This window comes from Micromonospora sp. NBS 11-29 (assembly GCF_002140155.1).
Classification (GTDB): Bacteria; Actinomycetota; Actinomycetes; order Mycobacteriales; family Micromonosporaceae; genus Micromonospora.
The window spans coordinates 205,649-220,079 of sequence record NZ_NAPR01000003.1 but is presented as its reverse complement, the minus strand read 5'-3'; the positions used below and the strand labels follow the sequence as shown (position 1 = coordinate 220,079).

Here is a 14,431-nt window from a genome sequence, read left to right as displayed (position 1 = left end):
GAGAAGCAGGCCACCGACCTCGTCACCCAACACTGGAACAGCTGACCCCCCACACCGAAGGCCGGCACCCCGAGAAGGGGGTGCCGGCCTTCGGACAGCCTGTTAAGAAGGGGCCCCTCCTATACCGAAGGCGTTAACAAGGGCCCCCTCCTTGCGCTGGCGGCGGGAGGCGATGATGTCGGCGACGGCGACGCCCAGGGCCAGCGCGACGATCCCGGCGGCCAGCAGCAGCGAGTGCCGGAACGCCACCGCCCAGTCGTCCCGGTTGGCGGCCAGCGTGGAGAAGAACAACGCGCCCACGGCCGCGATGCCGGCGGCCGAGCCGATGCGCTGCCCGGTCTGGAGCATGCCGGCGCCGCTGCCGGCCATCGGCACCGGCACCTCGGCGAGGGTGAGCGTCTGGTTGGGTGCGATCACCAGTCCGCTGCCCAACCCGGCGACGAGCAGCGGCAGCGCGGTACGCAGCGGCACGTCCCCGTGCGGCCCGCCGGTCAGCACCAGGTCGGTGGCGATGAGCCCGACCACCACGGCGAGCAGCCCGATGGCGACCAACGGCCGACCGTACCGGGTGACCACCCGCCCGCCCAGCGCGGAGGCGAGCGCCGAGCCGAGCGCGAACGGGGTGATCGCCACGCCGGCGACCAGTGCGCTGTAGCCCAGCCCGATCTGCAGGTACAGGGTGAAGACGAAGAAGATCGCGGTGAAGCCGGCGAAGTAGATCAGCCCGATCAGCGAGCCGAGGACGTAGGAGCGCAACCCGAACAGCCGCAGGTCGAACAGGGGGGTGGCGTGCCGGGCGAACCGGCGTTCCCAGAGCGCGAAGCCGGCCAGCAGCAGCAGGCCGACCGGGATGAGCAGCCACTTGGCCGAGCCCTGCCACTGTTCGCGCTGCACCAGCGGCAGCAGGATCACGGTGACGCCGGCGCCGAGCANCGGGGTGGAGCCGGTGCCGGCGGGGCTGGCCCTCGGGGCGGGCCGGGATCAGCCGCCAGCCGAGCAGCATGGCCAGGATGCCGACCGGGATGTTCACGAAGAACACCCACCGCCAGCCGTGCTCGGCGCCGCCGAGTTGGATGAGCAGCCCGCCCAGCAGCGGCCCGACCGCGGTGGAGATGCCGATGGTGGCGCCGAGCAACCCGAACGCCCGACCCCGGTCGGCGCCCCGGAAGAGCTGCTGGATCATGCCGCTCACCTGCGGGTTCACCACCCCGGCGGCGGCGCCCTGCACCAGCCGGGCGGCGATCAGCCACGCCGATGAGGTGGCGAGGCCGGCCAGCGCGCTGGTCAGCGTGAACAGTCCCACGCCGAACACGAACGCGGTACGCCGGCCGCGGGCGTCACCGAACCGCCCGGCCGGCACCAGCACCAGGCCGAACGTCAACGCGTACCCGGACAGCACCCACTGCAGGTCGCTGGGGGTGGCGTGCAGCGCCCGGTCGATCGACGGGACGGCGACGTTGACGATGCTGACGTCCAGCAGCGTCATGAACGCCGCGACCAGGCCGACACCCAGCGCACGCCAGCGCCGCCGGTCGTCGTACCCGGTGTCGTGCGCCGACGACCGCTGCCCGCTCATCGTGCCCTCCGCTGCCGTCGACGATCACGCATCCCCGCTCGCTACCCGGACCAGGGTGGGGCAAACGACGCGGTCAGCCCATCTGGCGCGCACACCACCGCGGGCCGAAGTCGAGGCCGGTCATCGGCGAGTCCTCCCGGTGCAGCAGCCCCCGCTCGGTGAGCGTGTGCAGCGGCTCGCGCAGCTCCTCCTCGGTCATCTGGGTCTCCTCGGCGATGAGGTCCGGGTAGGGGACGTGTCCGCGCACCTCCAGCGCGGACACCGCCTGGTACACCCGTTCCTCCACCGCGGAAAGCTGGATCTGGGGCATCGTTTCCCTCCTCGGCGTGGAGCGCCCGACCGGCGGACGGCCGGCGACCGGCGGTTACCCGGGCGTCCGGCGATGATGCCCACCCGTTCGAGGGTCGCGGCGCGGGTCCGGCACGGGGTTGCCCTAGGCTGCATCCGTGATCATCTGGGACCTCGTCGTGGTCGGTGGCGGGCCCGCCGGACTTTCCGCCGCGTACACCGCGGCCCGGGCCGGCGTCCGCACGCTGGTGGTCGAGCGGGCCACCCACCCCCGGTACAAGACCTGCGGCGGCGGCCTGATCGGCACCTCGCTGGCCGAGGTCGCCGACCGCGTCGAGGTGCCCGCACACGACCGGGTCGACCGCATCACGTTCACCCGGGACGGGCGACGCGGGTTCACCCGCCGGCATCACGCGCCGCTGGTCACGATGATCCGCCGGGAGGAGTTCGACGACCGGCTGCGGGCCGCCGCGGTCGCCGCCGGCGCCGAGGTCCGCGAGGGCGTCGCGGTCCGCGCGGTGGAGCAGGACCCCGACGAGGTACGCCTGCGGCTGGCCGACGGCGAGGTGGTGCGCGCCCGTGCCGTGGTCGGCGCGGACGGCTCCTCCGGTGTGACCGCCCGGCACGCCGGGGTGCGGTTCCGCCAGGTCGACCTGGGGCTGGAGGTGGAGCTGCCGGTGCCCGCCGCCGAGCAGGAGCGGTGGCGGGGCCGGGTGCTGCTGGACTGGGGGCCGGTCCCCGGCTCGTACGCCTGGGTTTTCCCCAAGGGTGAGCGGCTCACCGTCGGTGTCATCTCCGCCCGCGGCGAGGGCGAACGGACCCGCGCCTACCTGCGGGACTTCGTGGCGCGGCTGGGGCTGTCCGGGATCGACCCGGAGCACGACTCGGGTCACCTGACCCGCTGCCGCGCCGACGACTCCCCACTGCGCCACGGCCGGGTGCTGGTCGCCGGCGACGCGGCCGGTCTGCTGGAACCGTGGAGCCGGGAGGGGATCAGCTACGCGCTGCGCTCCGGGCGTCTCGCCGGCGCGGCGGTCGCCGCCGGTGACCTCGACGGGTACGGGCGGGAGGTCACCCGGCGGCTGGTGCCGGAGATGCGGGCCGGGCACCGGCTGCTGGACGTCTTCGAGCGGCGGCCGGACGTGTTCCACGCGCTGCTGGCCAGTCCGCCGGGCTGGCGGATGTTCGTGCGGTTCTGCCAGGGGCGGGCCAGTTTCGCCGAGGTGCTCGACCGGCGGCCGGTGCGGGCCGGGCTGGCGCTGCTCGACCGGCTGCCCCCGGTCAGGGGACGATGACCGCCCGCCCGTGGATGTCGCCCCGGCGCAGCGCCTCGTACGCCTCGGGCGCCTCGGTAAGCGGGAACGTCTGCACGTCGGCGTGCAGCCGCCCGTCCCCGGCCAGCGCGATGACCTCCTGCAACTCCGCCCGGGTGCCCCAGAACGGCACCACCACGCCGGTTTCCAGCGGGACCGTGGGCGGCTCGTCGGCGACCGGCCGCACCGGCAGCGTGCCACCGGCCAGTCCGACCAGCATCAGCTGACCGCCGGTGGCGACGACCTGCCGGGCGGTGTCCAGGGTGGGCTGCGCGCCGACGAAGTCGAGCACCACGTCCGCGCCGTCCGGCGACGGGCCGACCAGCTCGCGGATCTTCCCGACGGCGTCCGGGCCGGCCTGCACCACATGGTGCGCGCCCAGGCGGCTGGCCAGGTCGAGCGCCGCGACGCTGGTGTCCACCGCGATGATCCGCACCGCGGTGGTGGCGAGCAGGATCTGCAACCCCATGTGTCCCAGCCCGCCGATGCCGATCACCACGCAGGTGGTGCCGGGACGCAACCGCGGCCGGGCCAGCTCCACCGCGTGGTACGGGGTGAGCCCGGCATCGGTCAGCGGGGCGGCCTGGGTCAGGTCCATGTCCCCGACGTGCAGCAGCCGGGACGCGGGCACCACCACGTACTCGGCGAGTCCGCCGTCGCGGCTGAGCCCGACGCCGCCGAGCGGGACGACCCGGCAGCGGTTCTCCTCGCCGCGCAGGCAGGCCCGGCACCGGCCGCAGCCGATGATCCCGTAGACCGCGGCGCGTTCACCGGGCGACCAGTCCGCCACACCCGGGCCGGCGGTCTCCACGGTGCCGGCGATCTCGTGGCCGAGCGTCATCGGGGTGGGGAACATCCCGGCCGCCGCGTCGATGATGTGCAGGTCGGAGTGGCAGGCGCCGACCGCGCCGACGCGCAGCAGCACCTCGCCGGGGCCGGGCTCCGGGGCGGGCACCTCGGTCAGCTCCAGCACACCCGGAGCGGTCAGCCGTACCGCGCGCATGTCGCCCTCCCCGTCGTCGCCGTCGGTCGTCGCGGCGGCATACCCGTGCCGTCACGGTTGATACCGGCCGGCTCCGTTCGGGTGCACAATGCGGGCATGAGCGAACCGGTCGAGTCGTTCACCGACGAGGAGTACGCGTTCCTGCGGTATGCCCGCTTCGGTGAGCTGCCGCCCCGGGTCCGTCCCGAGGAACGGCTGGAGTCCGCCGAGACGGAGGTCCCGCCGGGCCGGCCGGACCCGGTCGGCGGCGAGTCCGAGTGGCACCTGCGCGCCGGCGGCTGACCCTCAGCAACGGATACGCCCATAGCGTTCCAGTCGTGTGTCATCCAGCCCGGGAGTGGAACACCATGGGTGTCTCCGGCTGGGTTTGACACCCATACCGTTCCACTCGTGGGCTGAGTGAGGCGCGAGTGGAACGGTATGGGTGTCTCGCGAGAGACGGGCATCCGGCCGGGCGCTGCCCCGACCGACCCGGCCAATCAGCTCGTCGGTGGATCATCTGCCGGAGGGGTAGATGCCGGCAGAATGACCACCTCGGGGCGTTATACCTGTCGGTCATAATTATGACTAACAGGTATAACGCTCCGAGCATGTGCATGTCACGAGCCGCGACACGCCGATCGTCGACGGCTCAGAAGACCGGCACGCCCTCGCGGACCAGCTTCCAGTTCGGCACGAAGAAGTCGGCCGGGTCGATGGTGCCCTCGGCCTGCGCCCAGTCGATGAGTAGCTGGCGGATCTCCTGCTGCGCGTTGTGGACCTGGGTCTTCACGATGCCGGGGAAGTTGCCGCCGCCGCTGCGCCGGTAGTTGTTCACCGCGACCACGAACTGCGCGTCGGCCGCCACCGGGGTGTCGGTGCCGGGGAGCACCAGGCGGGTGATCCGCTGCCCGACCGGCCGGGAGATGTCGATGTCGTAGTCGACGCCGGAGAACACGTCGTAGTTGTAGTCCGGCACGGTCGGGTCGTTGATGGTCGCCACGTCGACCGGGGCGCCGACCGCCACGGTCCGGAAGTACTTCGCCGAGTACTCCAGGTAAGCCTTCACCTCGGCGCCGGTCAGCACGACCGCCTCCAGGGTGTTGTCGTACACGTAGAGGCCGGCCACGTCGCGGATCCGCACGTCGCCCTGCGGGAACACGGCGGTGCGGCTGAACGGCGCGGCGATCGACAGCACCGGCAGGCCGGCGTACGCGGTGCCCGCGAGGGCCTCGGTGACCACCTCGGTCTGGACGTGGTTGATGAAGTCCAGGATCGGGGTGTCCCTGTACCGCGACTCGGCGGCGGACAGCTCCACGCTGGAGCGGGCGACCACCCGGTTGACGTACTCGACGGTGGTGGCGTGCTGGCCCCGTACGGCCGCGAGCACCGCCGGGTCCTCGACCACGGTGTTCGTGTTCAGCGTGGTGGCCGAGGACGTCACCACCGTCCAGCGGCCCTTGGCCCGGGTCAGTGTGAAGTCCATTCGGGTCAGCCGCTGGCCCCACTTGGACGGTTCGGAGGTGAGCACCGCCCGGCCGGTCTCGCGGTTGGTGACGAACCTCTGCGGCACCTCGCTGTGGGCGTGGCCGAAGAGGATCGCGTCGATGCCGGGGACCTGCTCGGCGATCAGCGCGGTGGGGTTCTCGTTCGGCAGCTCCGGGCCGTAGCTGGAGGTGCCGCTGTCGCCGCCGTGCGCGGAGATGATGACCAGGTCGGCGCCGCGCCGGCGCATCTCCGGCACCCACTTCGCGGCGGTGGCGACCATGTCGGCGAAGACCAGCCGGCCCTCGACGTTGGCCTTGTCCCAGATGGCCACGCCGGGGTTGGTCAGGCCGAGGATGCCGACGCGCAGCTTCGGCGCGCCGTGCCCGCCGAGGCGGACCTCCTTGATCACGTACGGGAGGAAGGCCGGCTTGCCGGTCTTCGCGTTGAGCGCGTTGGCGGCGAGCGCCGGGAAACCGAGCTGCTCGATCCAGGTGGCCAGCAGCGGCAGCCCGTAGTTGAACTCGTGGTTGCCCAGCGTCACCGCGTCGTATTTGAGCACGTTCATCGCGTTGGCCATCGGGTGCGTCGCACCGGTCTCGGTGATCGGCTCCTGCTTGGCGTAGTACGTGGCCAGCGGCGTGCCCTGGATGGTGTCCCCGGCGTCCAGGACCAGGGTGGCCTTGCCCTTGCGCTCGGCGCGGATCTGGTTGACCAGGGTGGCCAGCTTCGCGACGCCGACGTCGTTGTGCGCGCTGTCGTCGTACTCGGCGTCCTTGTAGTAGTCCCAGTTGTAGACGTTGCCGTGCGTGTCCGACGTGCCGAGGACGGTCAGGTCCCAGGTCTTCGGCTGCTTCGGTTTCGCCTCGGCGGGCGCGCCGGCGAGCAGGGGAGCGGTCGCCGCGGCGGCGGCCACGGCCAGCACCTGACGGCGCGAGGCGCCGGAGGAGGAGGTCATGAGGTGCCTTTCCATGGGGGTGGGACGCCTCGTGGGCGCCGTTGCGCACCATAACCGTCGCACCCGTTTCCCGGACCGGCGAGGGGGTAGGGGCGCAGGCATGAGCGAGGACCAGTACACCCAGCAGAACCCCGCCGAGCAGTACGGCCAGCAGGAGGGCCAGCCGGCGCAGCAGCAGTCCACGCCCGGGTCGACGCAGGAGATGGGCCCGAAGCCGGATCACGGCGAGGAGTCGTACCGGGGCGCGGACCGGCTCACCGGCAAGCGCGCCGTGATCACCGGCGGCGACTCCGGCATCGGCCGCGCGGTGGCCATCGCGTTCGCCCGGGAGGGCGCCGACGTCCTCGTCACCTACTTCGACGAGGAGGAGGAGACCGACGCCCGCGAGACGGTCAGCCTGATCGAGCAGGCCGGCCGCAAGGGCGTCGCGGTCCGCAGCGACCTGCGCGAGGAGGCGAACTGCCGCGAGCTGATCGACCGGGCCGTCGCCGACCTGGGCGGCCTCGACATCCTGGTCAACAACGCCGCCTACCAGATGTCGCAGGACAACGGCATCGACGACATCACCACCGAGCAGTTCGACCGCGTCTTCAAGACCAACGTGTACGCCATGTTCTGGCTGAGCAAGTTCGCGGTGCCGCACCTGAAGGAGGGCTCGGCGATCATCAACACCACGTCGATCCAGGCGTTCGACCCGTCGCCGCAGCTGCTCGACTACGCCACCACCAAGGCGGCCATCGCCAACTTCACCAAGGCGCTGGCGTTGAACCTGGCCGACCGGGGCATCCGGGTCAACGCCGTCGCGCCCGGCCCGATCTGGACCCCGCTGATTCCGGCCACCATGCCGAAGGAGAAGGTCAAGGAGTTCGGCACCGACGTGCCGATGGGCCGCCCCGGTCAGCCGGCCGAGCTGGCCCCGGCGTACGTCTTCTTCGCCTCCCAGGAGTCGAGCTACGTCACCGGGGAGATCCTCGGCGTCACCGGCGGCAAACCGACGAAGTGACCGCTCCGCCCGCCGGGGTGGCCCGGGTCAGCGGGGCCAGGCCGCCATCCGGCGGCGCACGTCGGCGACGCGCGCCGCGTCCAGGCCGTAGCGGGTGAACCGGCGGTCGGCGAGCCCGTCGAGGTAGCGGCCGGCGGCGCGCACGTCCTCGTCGTCCAGCGCCGGGTCCACCTGCCGGGCCAGCTCCAGCAGCTCGGTCACCGCGTACCGGTCCAGCGCGGCGGCCACGTCGACGTAGTCGCGTACCTCCCGGCGGTTGACCAGCGCGGCGGTCTTGTTGGCGATGAGGTCCCGGACGTCCATCACCGGGCCGAAGTCCATCACCACCGGGCTGCGGTGGCGGTCCAGGCGGGCCAGGCTGAGCCGGATCTGCCGGCCGTCGCGGCTGACCACGAAGTCGCGCAGGTCCGCCTCGAAGCCGTCGAACACCTCGCCGAGGCCGCCCGGGTCCGCGTCGTCCACCCGGTAGCCGGCCCGCTCCAACGCGGCGCGCACGCCGTCGGCCGCCGCGGCGGCGGCGCCCTCGACGTCGGCGAACAGGTCGACGTCCTCGGTCGGGCGGGTGATCAGGCCGTGCGCCGCCCACGCCACCCCACCGCCGAGCACGAACCGGTGCGGCCCGGCGGCGGCGAGGGCCACCCGGGCCACCTCCCGGTAGAAGTCGTGCGGGTGCGTCACGCGGCGCGCAGGCCCGGATGCCGGCCCTCCCAGGCCAGGCGGACGCCCCGGGGGAGGTTGAGCAGCGGCCACACCCGGCGCAGCGTCGGAGCGTGGATCAGTTCCCGCAGGTCCGCCACGCGGGTGGTCTCGCGCAGCACGTTCTCGTACATCCAGAGCAACTCGTCGGGATCGCCCAGGTCGAAGGCGCGTTCGCTGCTCCACATCAGCCGCACCGGCAGCTCGACGATGCCCCCGGTGGGACCGGCCAGCTCGGCCAGGGTGCGCGCCACCACCGCGGGTCGCCCGGGACGGGCGAGGTACGCGCTCGCGACAGCCATGGCCCCAGGGTAACCCGGTGACCGGCGTCACGACGCCCGGCGGAAGAACGACCGCCCCGGTACCGTTGTGCAGAGCGTCGGTGTGTCCAGTGTCCCCGGGCCTCACCTAAATTGCCGTCGCGGAATACCGTTCGGCTGGAGCCGCGACGCGCCACTCGCCGAGAGGCGACATGCACACCGACGCCCCGCACCGCCCCGGTCGTTCTCGACCGGGGCGGTGCTCTTTCCCGCTCGGCTCGCGGGCGTCCGGCGGCTGGCCTAGTGTGCAAGGGGTCAGCCGTACGCGACTCCGGAGGGGGTGCCCGGGATGGGTCTGAAGACCTTCATCCAGGGGTGGCCGGTCTACCGGCAGCTCACCGGCACCGACCCGCTGGGTCGCGGCGCCGCCGCGCAGTCGGCCCGCTCGGCCGAGCTGACCGCCCGCACCGAGACCGCCGACGGCATGGCCCGCTCGGTCTGCCCCTACTGCGCGGTCGGCTGCGGGCAGCGTGTCTTCCACTCCGACGGCCGGGTCACCCAGATCGAGGGCGACCCGGACAGTCCGATCTCCCGTGGCCGGCTCTGCCCGAAGGGCTCGGCCAGCAAGAGCCTGGTGACCAGCCCGCTGCGCCAGACCAAGGTCCGCTACCGCCGGCCGTACGCGACCGAGTGGGAGGACCTGGACCTCGACGTCGCGCTCGACATGATCGCCGACCGGGTCCTCGCCGCCCGCGACGAGACCTGGGAGGACGTCGACTCCGAGGGCCGCCCGCTCAACCGCACGCTGGGCATCTCCAGCCTGGGCGGCGCGACGCTCGACAACGAGGAGAACTACCTCATCAAGAAGCTGTTCACGGCGATGGGGGCACTCCAGATCGAGAACCAGGCCCGTATTTGACACTCCGCCACCGTCCCCGGTCTGGGGACCAGCTTCGGTCGCGGCGGCGCGACGGACTTCCAGCAGGACCTCGCCAACGCTGACGTCATCGTGATCCAGGGCTCCAACATGGCCGAGGCCCACCCGGTGGGCTTCCAGTGGGTGATGGAGGCGAAGAAGCGCGGCGCGAAGGTCTTCCACGTCGACCCGCGGTTCACCCGCACCAGCGCGCTCGCCGACACCTACCTGCCGATCCGGGCCGGCACNNTCCGGGAGTACGTGCTGGCGTACACCAACGCGGCCACGATCGTCAGCGAGGACTTCGCCGACACCGAGGACCTCGACGGGCTCTTCTCCGGCTACAACCCGGAGACCGGCTCCTACGACCACGCGAGCTGGCAGTACGAGGGGCACGAGGGCAACACGAAGGTCCGGGGCACCGGCAAGGAACGCGACTCGGCCTCCGGGCTGGAGCACGAGTCGCACGGCGAGCCGGTGCCGGCGCAGACCCGGCGGGACGAGACGTTGCAGCACCCGCGCTGCGTCTACCAGATCCTCAAGCGGCACTTCGCCCGCTACACCCCGGAGATGGTGGCCCGGGTCTGCGGCATTCCGGAGGAGAAGTTCCTGGAGCTGGCCCGCGCCTGGACGCAGAACTCCGGCCGGGAGCGCACCGGCGCGCTGGTCTACTCGGTGGGCTGGACGCAGCACAGCGTGGGCGTGCAGTACATCCGCACCGGCGCGATCATCCAGACGCTGCTGGGCAACATGGGCCGCCCGGGCGGTGGCATCCTGGCGCTGCGCGGGCACGCCAGCATCCAGGGCTCCACCGACATCCCGACGCTGTTCAACCTGCTGCCGGGCTACCTGCCGATGCCGCACCACGCCGACCACCCGACGTTCGACAAGTGGGTGGACAGCATCCGCCACCCCGGCCAGAAGGGTTTCTGGGGCAACTCGCGGGCGTTCGCGGCGAGCCTGCTCAAGGCGTACTGGGGTGACGCGGCGACGCCGGAGAACGACTTCTGCTACGGCTACCTGCCCCGGATGACCGGCGACCACGGGACCTACCAGCAGGTCCTCAACATGATCGACGGCAAGGTCAAGGGTTACTTCCTGCTCGGGCAGAACCCGGCGGTCGGCTCGGCACACGGCCGCGCCCAGCGCCTGGGCATGGCCAACCTGGACTGGCTGGTCGTGCGCGACCTGTTCCTGATCGAGAGCGCCACGTTCTGGAAGAACAGCCCGGAGATCGCCACCGGGGAGATCGTGCCGCAGGAGTGCCGCACCGAGGTGTTCTTCCTGCCGGCGGCCTCGCACGTGGAGAAGGAGGGCACCTTCACCCAGACCCAGCGCGTGTTGCAGTGGCGGGAGAAGGCCGTCGACCCGCCGGGCGACGCCCGCTCGGAGCTGTGGTTCTTCTACCACCTGGGCCGGGTGCTGCGGCGGAAGCTGGCCGCCTCCACCAAGCCCCGTGACCGGGCGCTGCTGGACCTCGCCTGGGACTACCCGACGCACGGCACGTACGACGAGCCGAGCGCCGAGGCGGTGCTCAAGGAGATCAACGGCTACGAGGTGGCCACCGGCCGCCCGCTGGGTGGCTTCCCGGAGGCCCGCGACGACGGCTCCACCGCGGTCGGCTGCTGGATCTACTCCGGCGTCTACGCCGACGGGGTGAACCAGGCGGCCCGCCGCCGGCCCGGCCACGAGCAGGACTGGGTGGCCGCCGAGTGGGGCTGGGCGTGGCCGGCGAACCGGCGCACGCTCTACAACCGCGCCTCCGCCGACCCGGAGGGCCGGCCGTGGAGCGAACGCAAGAAGTACGTCTGGTGGGACCCGGACGCCGGCGAGTGGACCGGCTACGACGTGCCGGACTTCGAGAAGACGAAGCCGCCGTCGTACCGGCCGCCGGACGACGCCTCCGGCCCGGCCGCGCTCGCCGGTGACGACCCGTTCGTCATGCAGGGCGACGGCAAGGCCTGGCTGTACGCGCCGAGCGGCGTGCTCGACGGCCCGCTGCCGACGCACTACGAGCCGGCCGAGTCGCCGATGCGCAACCCGCTCTACGGGCAGCAGGCCAACCCGACCCGCAAGATCTACGAGCACCCGGTGAACTCGGTCAACCCGAGCCCGCCGGAGGCGCACAGCGAGGTCTTCCCGTACGTGTTCACGGTCAGTCGGCTCACCGAGCACCACACCGCCGGCGGGATGAGCCGCACCGTGCCGCGCCTGGCCGAGCTGCAACCGGAGATGTTCGTCGAGGTGTCCCCGGAGCTGGCCGCCGAGGTCGGGCTGACGCACCTCGGGTGGGCGCACCTGGTCAGCGGGCGGGCGGCGATCGAGGCGCGGGTGCTGGTCACCGACCGGCTCACCCCGCTGCGGGTGGACGGCCGGATCATCCACCAGGTCTGGCTGCCCTACCACTTCGGCAGCGAGGGGCTGGTCACCGGCGACTCGGCCAACGACCTGTTCGGCATCACCCTGGACCCGAACGTGCTCATCCAGGAGAGCAAGATCGGCACCTGTGACATCCGGCCGGGCCGGCGTCCCACCGGGCCGGCGCTGCTCGACCTGGTCCACGACTACCGGCGGCGGGCCGGGATGACCCTGGAGCGGAAGGTGCCGATGGTGACCACCGACGTGGCCGGCGTGGGCGACGCCGCCGGCAGCACCGACGAACGCTCGGCCGCCGCGCACCAGGACGGGAACGGGAATGCCTGACATCAACAGCCTCTACGGTCCGCTCGACCCGGCCCCGGACGCGGGCTGGGTCGACGCGCCGCCCCGGATGGGCTTCTTCACCGACACCAGCGTCTGCATCGGCTGCAAGGCGTGCGAGGTGGCCTGCAAGGAGTGGAACGCCGTCCCCGACTCCGGGTTCGACCTGCTCGGCATGTCCTACGACAACACCGGCGCGCTGACCGCGAACTCGTGGCGGCACGTCGCGTTCGTCGAGCAGCCCCGCCCGGCGGGGCACCGCACGCCGCCGTTCGCGGGCGACCCGACCGGCCCGGCGACCAGCCCGGCCACCGCGGCGGTGGGCGCCGGCACGTCCACCGACACCGGCACCACGCCGGGCCTGCCGCCGGGCCGCCCGGAGCCGGCGGCGCGGATGGCGGCCGGCCCGGAGTTCCTCGGCATGCCCGGCACGCAGCCGCCCGGCCGGGCAACCGGCGCGGAGAGCCGGACCGACTTCCGCTGGCTGATGATGTCCGACGTCTGCAAACACTGCACGCACGCGGCCTGCCTGGACGTCTGCCCGACCGGCTCGCTGTTCCGCACCGAGTTCGGCACCGTGGTGGTGCAGGAGGACATCTGCAACGGCTGCGGCTACTGCATCTCCGCCTGCCCGTACGGCGTGATCGACCAGCGCAAGGACGACGGCCGGGCGTGGAAGTGCACGCTCTGCTACGACCGGCTGGGCGCCGGCATGACCCCGGCCTGCGCGCAGGCCTGCCCCACCGAGTCGATCCAGTACGGCCCGCTCGACGAGCTGCGCGACCGGGCCGCCCGGCGGGTCGCGACGCTGCACGAGCGGGGTGTGCCGGAGGCCCGGCTCTACGGCCACGACCCGACCGACGGCGTCGGCGGGGACGGCGCGTTCTTCCTGCTGCTCGACGAGCCGGAGGTGTACGGGCTGCCGCCGGACCCGGTGGTCACCACCCGGGACCTGCCGCAGATGTGGAAGCGCGCCGGGCTGGCCGCGCTGGCGATGGCGGCGGCGACCGTCGCCGCGTTCGTCGGGGGATCGTCGTGAGCCCGGACCGCCCGGTGGGGGACCGCTTCCGCCGCTTCCGCGAGCACCTGACCGAACGCACCCGCCCCGCCGGTGAGACCGCCGCCGAACGCCCCGCCGCCGCGGACGGCCCGACCGGCAGCCGGGCCACCGGTTTCGGCCCCGGGGTGGGCCGCACCGACGCCGGCGCCCGCGACGCCGGGCTGGCCCCGCACCCGCCCCGCGACGCCGCGCCGACCGACCGGCGCCGACGCGGCGGCCGGGGTGGCCGGGGCGGCGAACAGCTCACCGTGCCACCGGCGGAATTCACCTCCTACTACGGCCGGCCGATCCTCAAGCCGCCGGTGTGGAAGTGGGACATCGCCGCGTACCTGTTCACCGGCGGGCTCGCCGCCGGCTCCTCGCTGCTGGCCGCCGGTGGGCAGCTCACCGGACGCCCGGCGCTGCGCCGCGCCGGCCGGGTCACCTCGCTCGCGGCGGTCAGCGCCAGCGCGTACTTCCTCGTCAACGACCTGGGCCGGCCCAGCCGTTTCCACCACATGCTGCGGGTGGCGAAGCTGACCTCGCCGATGTCCGTGGGCACCTGGATCCTCAGCGCGTTCGGTCCGGCCGCCGGGGTGGCCGCGGTCGCCGAGGCCGCGCCCCGGCTGCCCACGCACGGGCTGCTCGGGCTGGGCCGGCGGCTGCTGCCCCCGGCCGGGCACGCCGCCGGGCTGGTCGCCGCCGTCACCGCGCCGGCGCTGGCCACGTACACCGGGGTGCTGCTGGCCGACACGGCGGTGCCGTCGTGGCACGAGGCGTACCCGGAACTGCCGGTCATCTTCGCGGGCAGCGCGCTGGCCAGCGGCGCGGGCGTCGGGCTGCTGGCCGCGCCGGTCGACCAGGCCGGGCCGGCGCGACGCCTCGCGGTCGGCGGCGCGGCGTTGGAGCTGTGGGGCGCGCACCGGGTGGAGCACCGGTTGGGCCTGCTCAGCGAGCCCTACACCGAGGGCACGCCGGGGCGGCTGCTGCGCGCCGGCCGGGCGCTGACCGCCGCCGGGGTGGTCGGCGCGCTGCTCGGCCGCCGCAGCCGGGTGCTCTCCGCGGTCTCCGGCGGCGCGCTGCTCGCCGCGTCCGTCTGCACCCGCTTCGGGATCTTCCACGGCGGCGTCGCCTCGGCCCGGGACCCGAAGTACACGGTCGTGCCGCAGCGCGAACGCGCAGATCGGCGGGGTTGACACCTCGCCCGGCGGCGGC

11 protein-coding genes and 1 pseudogene are annotated in these 14,431 nt (G+C 73.1%); 6 read left to right on the top strand and 6 right to left on the bottom strand.

The genetic code is table 11. The features are described from left to right. Nucleotides 1-102 precede the first annotated feature (102 nt). Together B1205_RS02305 and B1205_RS02300 are read right to left on the bottom strand one after the other, a co-directional pair. Nucleotides 103-1,576 (bottom strand): annotated as a pseudogene (locus B1205_RS02305) (MFS transporter). 73 nt (nt 1,577-1,649) lie between these two features. After that, nucleotides 1,650-1,886, bottom strand: coding sequence for a hypothetical protein (locus B1205_RS02300; protein ID WP_089154085.1), 237 nt, complete (start codon nt 1,884-1,886; stop codon nt 1,650-1,652). A 136-nt stretch (nt 1,887-2,022) separates the two neighbouring features. Between B1205_RS02300 and B1205_RS02295 the strand changes: the two genes are divergently transcribed. Beyond that, nucleotides 2,023-3,159 (top strand): geranylgeranyl reductase family protein, encoded by a 1,137-nt coding sequence (locus B1205_RS02295; RefSeq protein ID WP_089154084.1) that lies wholly within the window; start codon nt 2,023-2,025, stop codon nt 3,157-3,159. Here the strand turns inward: B1205_RS02295 and B1205_RS02290 are convergent. Further along, on the bottom strand, nt 3,146-4,180 hold the full coding sequence (locus B1205_RS02290) for an NAD(P)-dependent alcohol dehydrogenase (RefSeq protein WP_089154083.1): 1,035 nt from the start codon (nt 4,178-4,180) through the stop codon (nt 3,146-3,148). The genes B1205_RS02295 and B1205_RS02290 overlap by 14 nt on opposite strands. A gap of 96 nt (nt 4,181-4,276) precedes the next feature. Here B1205_RS02290 and B1205_RS02285 point away from each other — a divergent pair, with 96 nt between their 5' ends. Continuing rightward, entirely contained in the window at nt 4,277-4,462 is a 186-nt protein-coding gene (locus B1205_RS02285; RefSeq protein WP_089154082.1) for a hypothetical protein, read from the top strand. Between the two features lie 349 nt (nt 4,463-4,811). Here B1205_RS02285 and B1205_RS02280 read toward each other — a convergent pair whose 3' ends face one another. Beyond that, the gene (locus B1205_RS02280; protein WP_089154081.1) at nt 4,812-6,602 is read right to left on the bottom strand and encodes a bifunctional metallophosphatase/5'-nucleotidase; all 1,791 of its coding nucleotides are present in this window, start codon (nt 6,600-6,602) and stop codon (nt 4,812-4,814) included. Between the two features lie 100 nt (nt 6,603-6,702). On the opposite strand from B1205_RS02280, the gene B1205_RS02275 reads away from it, so the two are divergent. Then, nucleotides 6,703-7,605, top strand: coding sequence for an SDR family oxidoreductase (locus B1205_RS02275; RefSeq protein WP_089154080.1), 903 nt, complete (start codon nt 6,703-6,705; stop codon nt 7,603-7,605). Between the two features lie 27 nt (nt 7,606-7,632). On the opposite strand, the gene B1205_RS02270 is transcribed toward B1205_RS02275, so the two are convergent. Both B1205_RS02270 and B1205_RS02265 read right to left on the bottom strand, forming a co-directional pair. Beyond that, complete coding sequence (locus tag B1205_RS02270; protein WP_089154079.1) at nt 7,633-8,283, bottom strand: nucleotidyl transferase AbiEii/AbiGii toxin family protein; 651 nt, start codon at nt 8,281-8,283, stop codon at nt 7,633-7,635. Next, nucleotides 8,280-8,603 (bottom strand): hypothetical protein, encoded by a 324-nt coding sequence (locus tag B1205_RS02265; protein ID WP_089154078.1) that lies wholly within the window; start codon nt 8,601-8,603, stop codon nt 8,280-8,282. Before B1205_RS02265 ends, B1205_RS02270 begins: the two co-directional genes overlap by 4 nt. A 307-nt stretch (nt 8,604-8,910) precedes the next feature. Here B1205_RS02265 and fdh point away from each other — a divergent pair, with 307 nt between their 5' ends. From fdh to nrfD, 3 genes are read left to right on the top strand one after another with little or no spacing between them, the layout of a single operon-like run. Further along, a complete protein-coding gene (gene fdh, locus B1205_RS02255; protein WP_176308399.1) occupies nt 8,911-12,180 on the top strand; it encodes a formate dehydrogenase in 3,270 nt (1,089 codons plus the stop codon). Continuing rightward, entirely contained in the window at nt 12,173-13,216 is a 1,044-nt protein-coding gene (locus tag B1205_RS02250; RefSeq protein WP_089154076.1) for a 4Fe-4S dicluster domain-containing protein, read from the top strand. Before fdh ends, B1205_RS02250 begins: the two co-directional genes overlap by 8 nt. Further along, a complete protein-coding gene (gene nrfD / locus B1205_RS02245; protein ID WP_089154075.1) occupies nt 13,213-14,412 on the top strand; it encodes an NrfD/PsrC family molybdoenzyme membrane anchor subunit in 1,200 nt (399 codons plus the stop codon). The genes B1205_RS02250 and nrfD overlap by 4 nt, the downstream gene beginning before the upstream one ends. Nucleotides 14,413-14,431 lie beyond the last annotated feature (19 nt).

What these genes read in the sequence shown, in the direction of transcription:
- B1205_RS02300 (WP_089154085.1), bottom strand. Translation starts at nt 1,886, where the DNA reads ATGCCCCAGATCCAGCTTTCCGCGGTGGAGGAACGGGTGTACCAGGCG.
- B1205_RS02250 (WP_089154076.1), top strand. Translation starts at nt 12,173, where the DNA reads ATGCCTGACATCAACAGCCTCTACGGTCCGCTCGACCCGGCCCCGGAC.
- B1205_RS02290 (WP_089154083.1), bottom strand. Translation starts at nt 4,180, where the DNA reads ATGCGCGCGGTACGGCTGACCGCTCCGGGTGTGCTGGAGCTGACCGAG.
- B1205_RS02280 (WP_089154081.1), bottom strand. Translation starts at nt 6,602, where the DNA reads ATGACCTCCTCCTCCGGCGCCTCGCGCCGTCAGGTGCTGGCCGTGGCC.
- B1205_RS02275 (WP_089154080.1), top strand. Translation starts at nt 6,703, where the DNA reads ATGAGCGAGGACCAGTACACCCAGCAGAACCCCGCCGAGCAGTACGGC.
- B1205_RS02285 (WP_089154082.1), top strand. Translation starts at nt 4,277, where the DNA reads ATGAGCGAACCGGTCGAGTCGTTCACCGACGAGGAGTACGCGTTCCTG.
- B1205_RS02265 (WP_089154078.1), bottom strand. Translation starts at nt 8,603, where the DNA reads ATGGCTGTCGCGAGCGCGTACCTCGCCCGTCCCGGGCGACCCGCGGTG.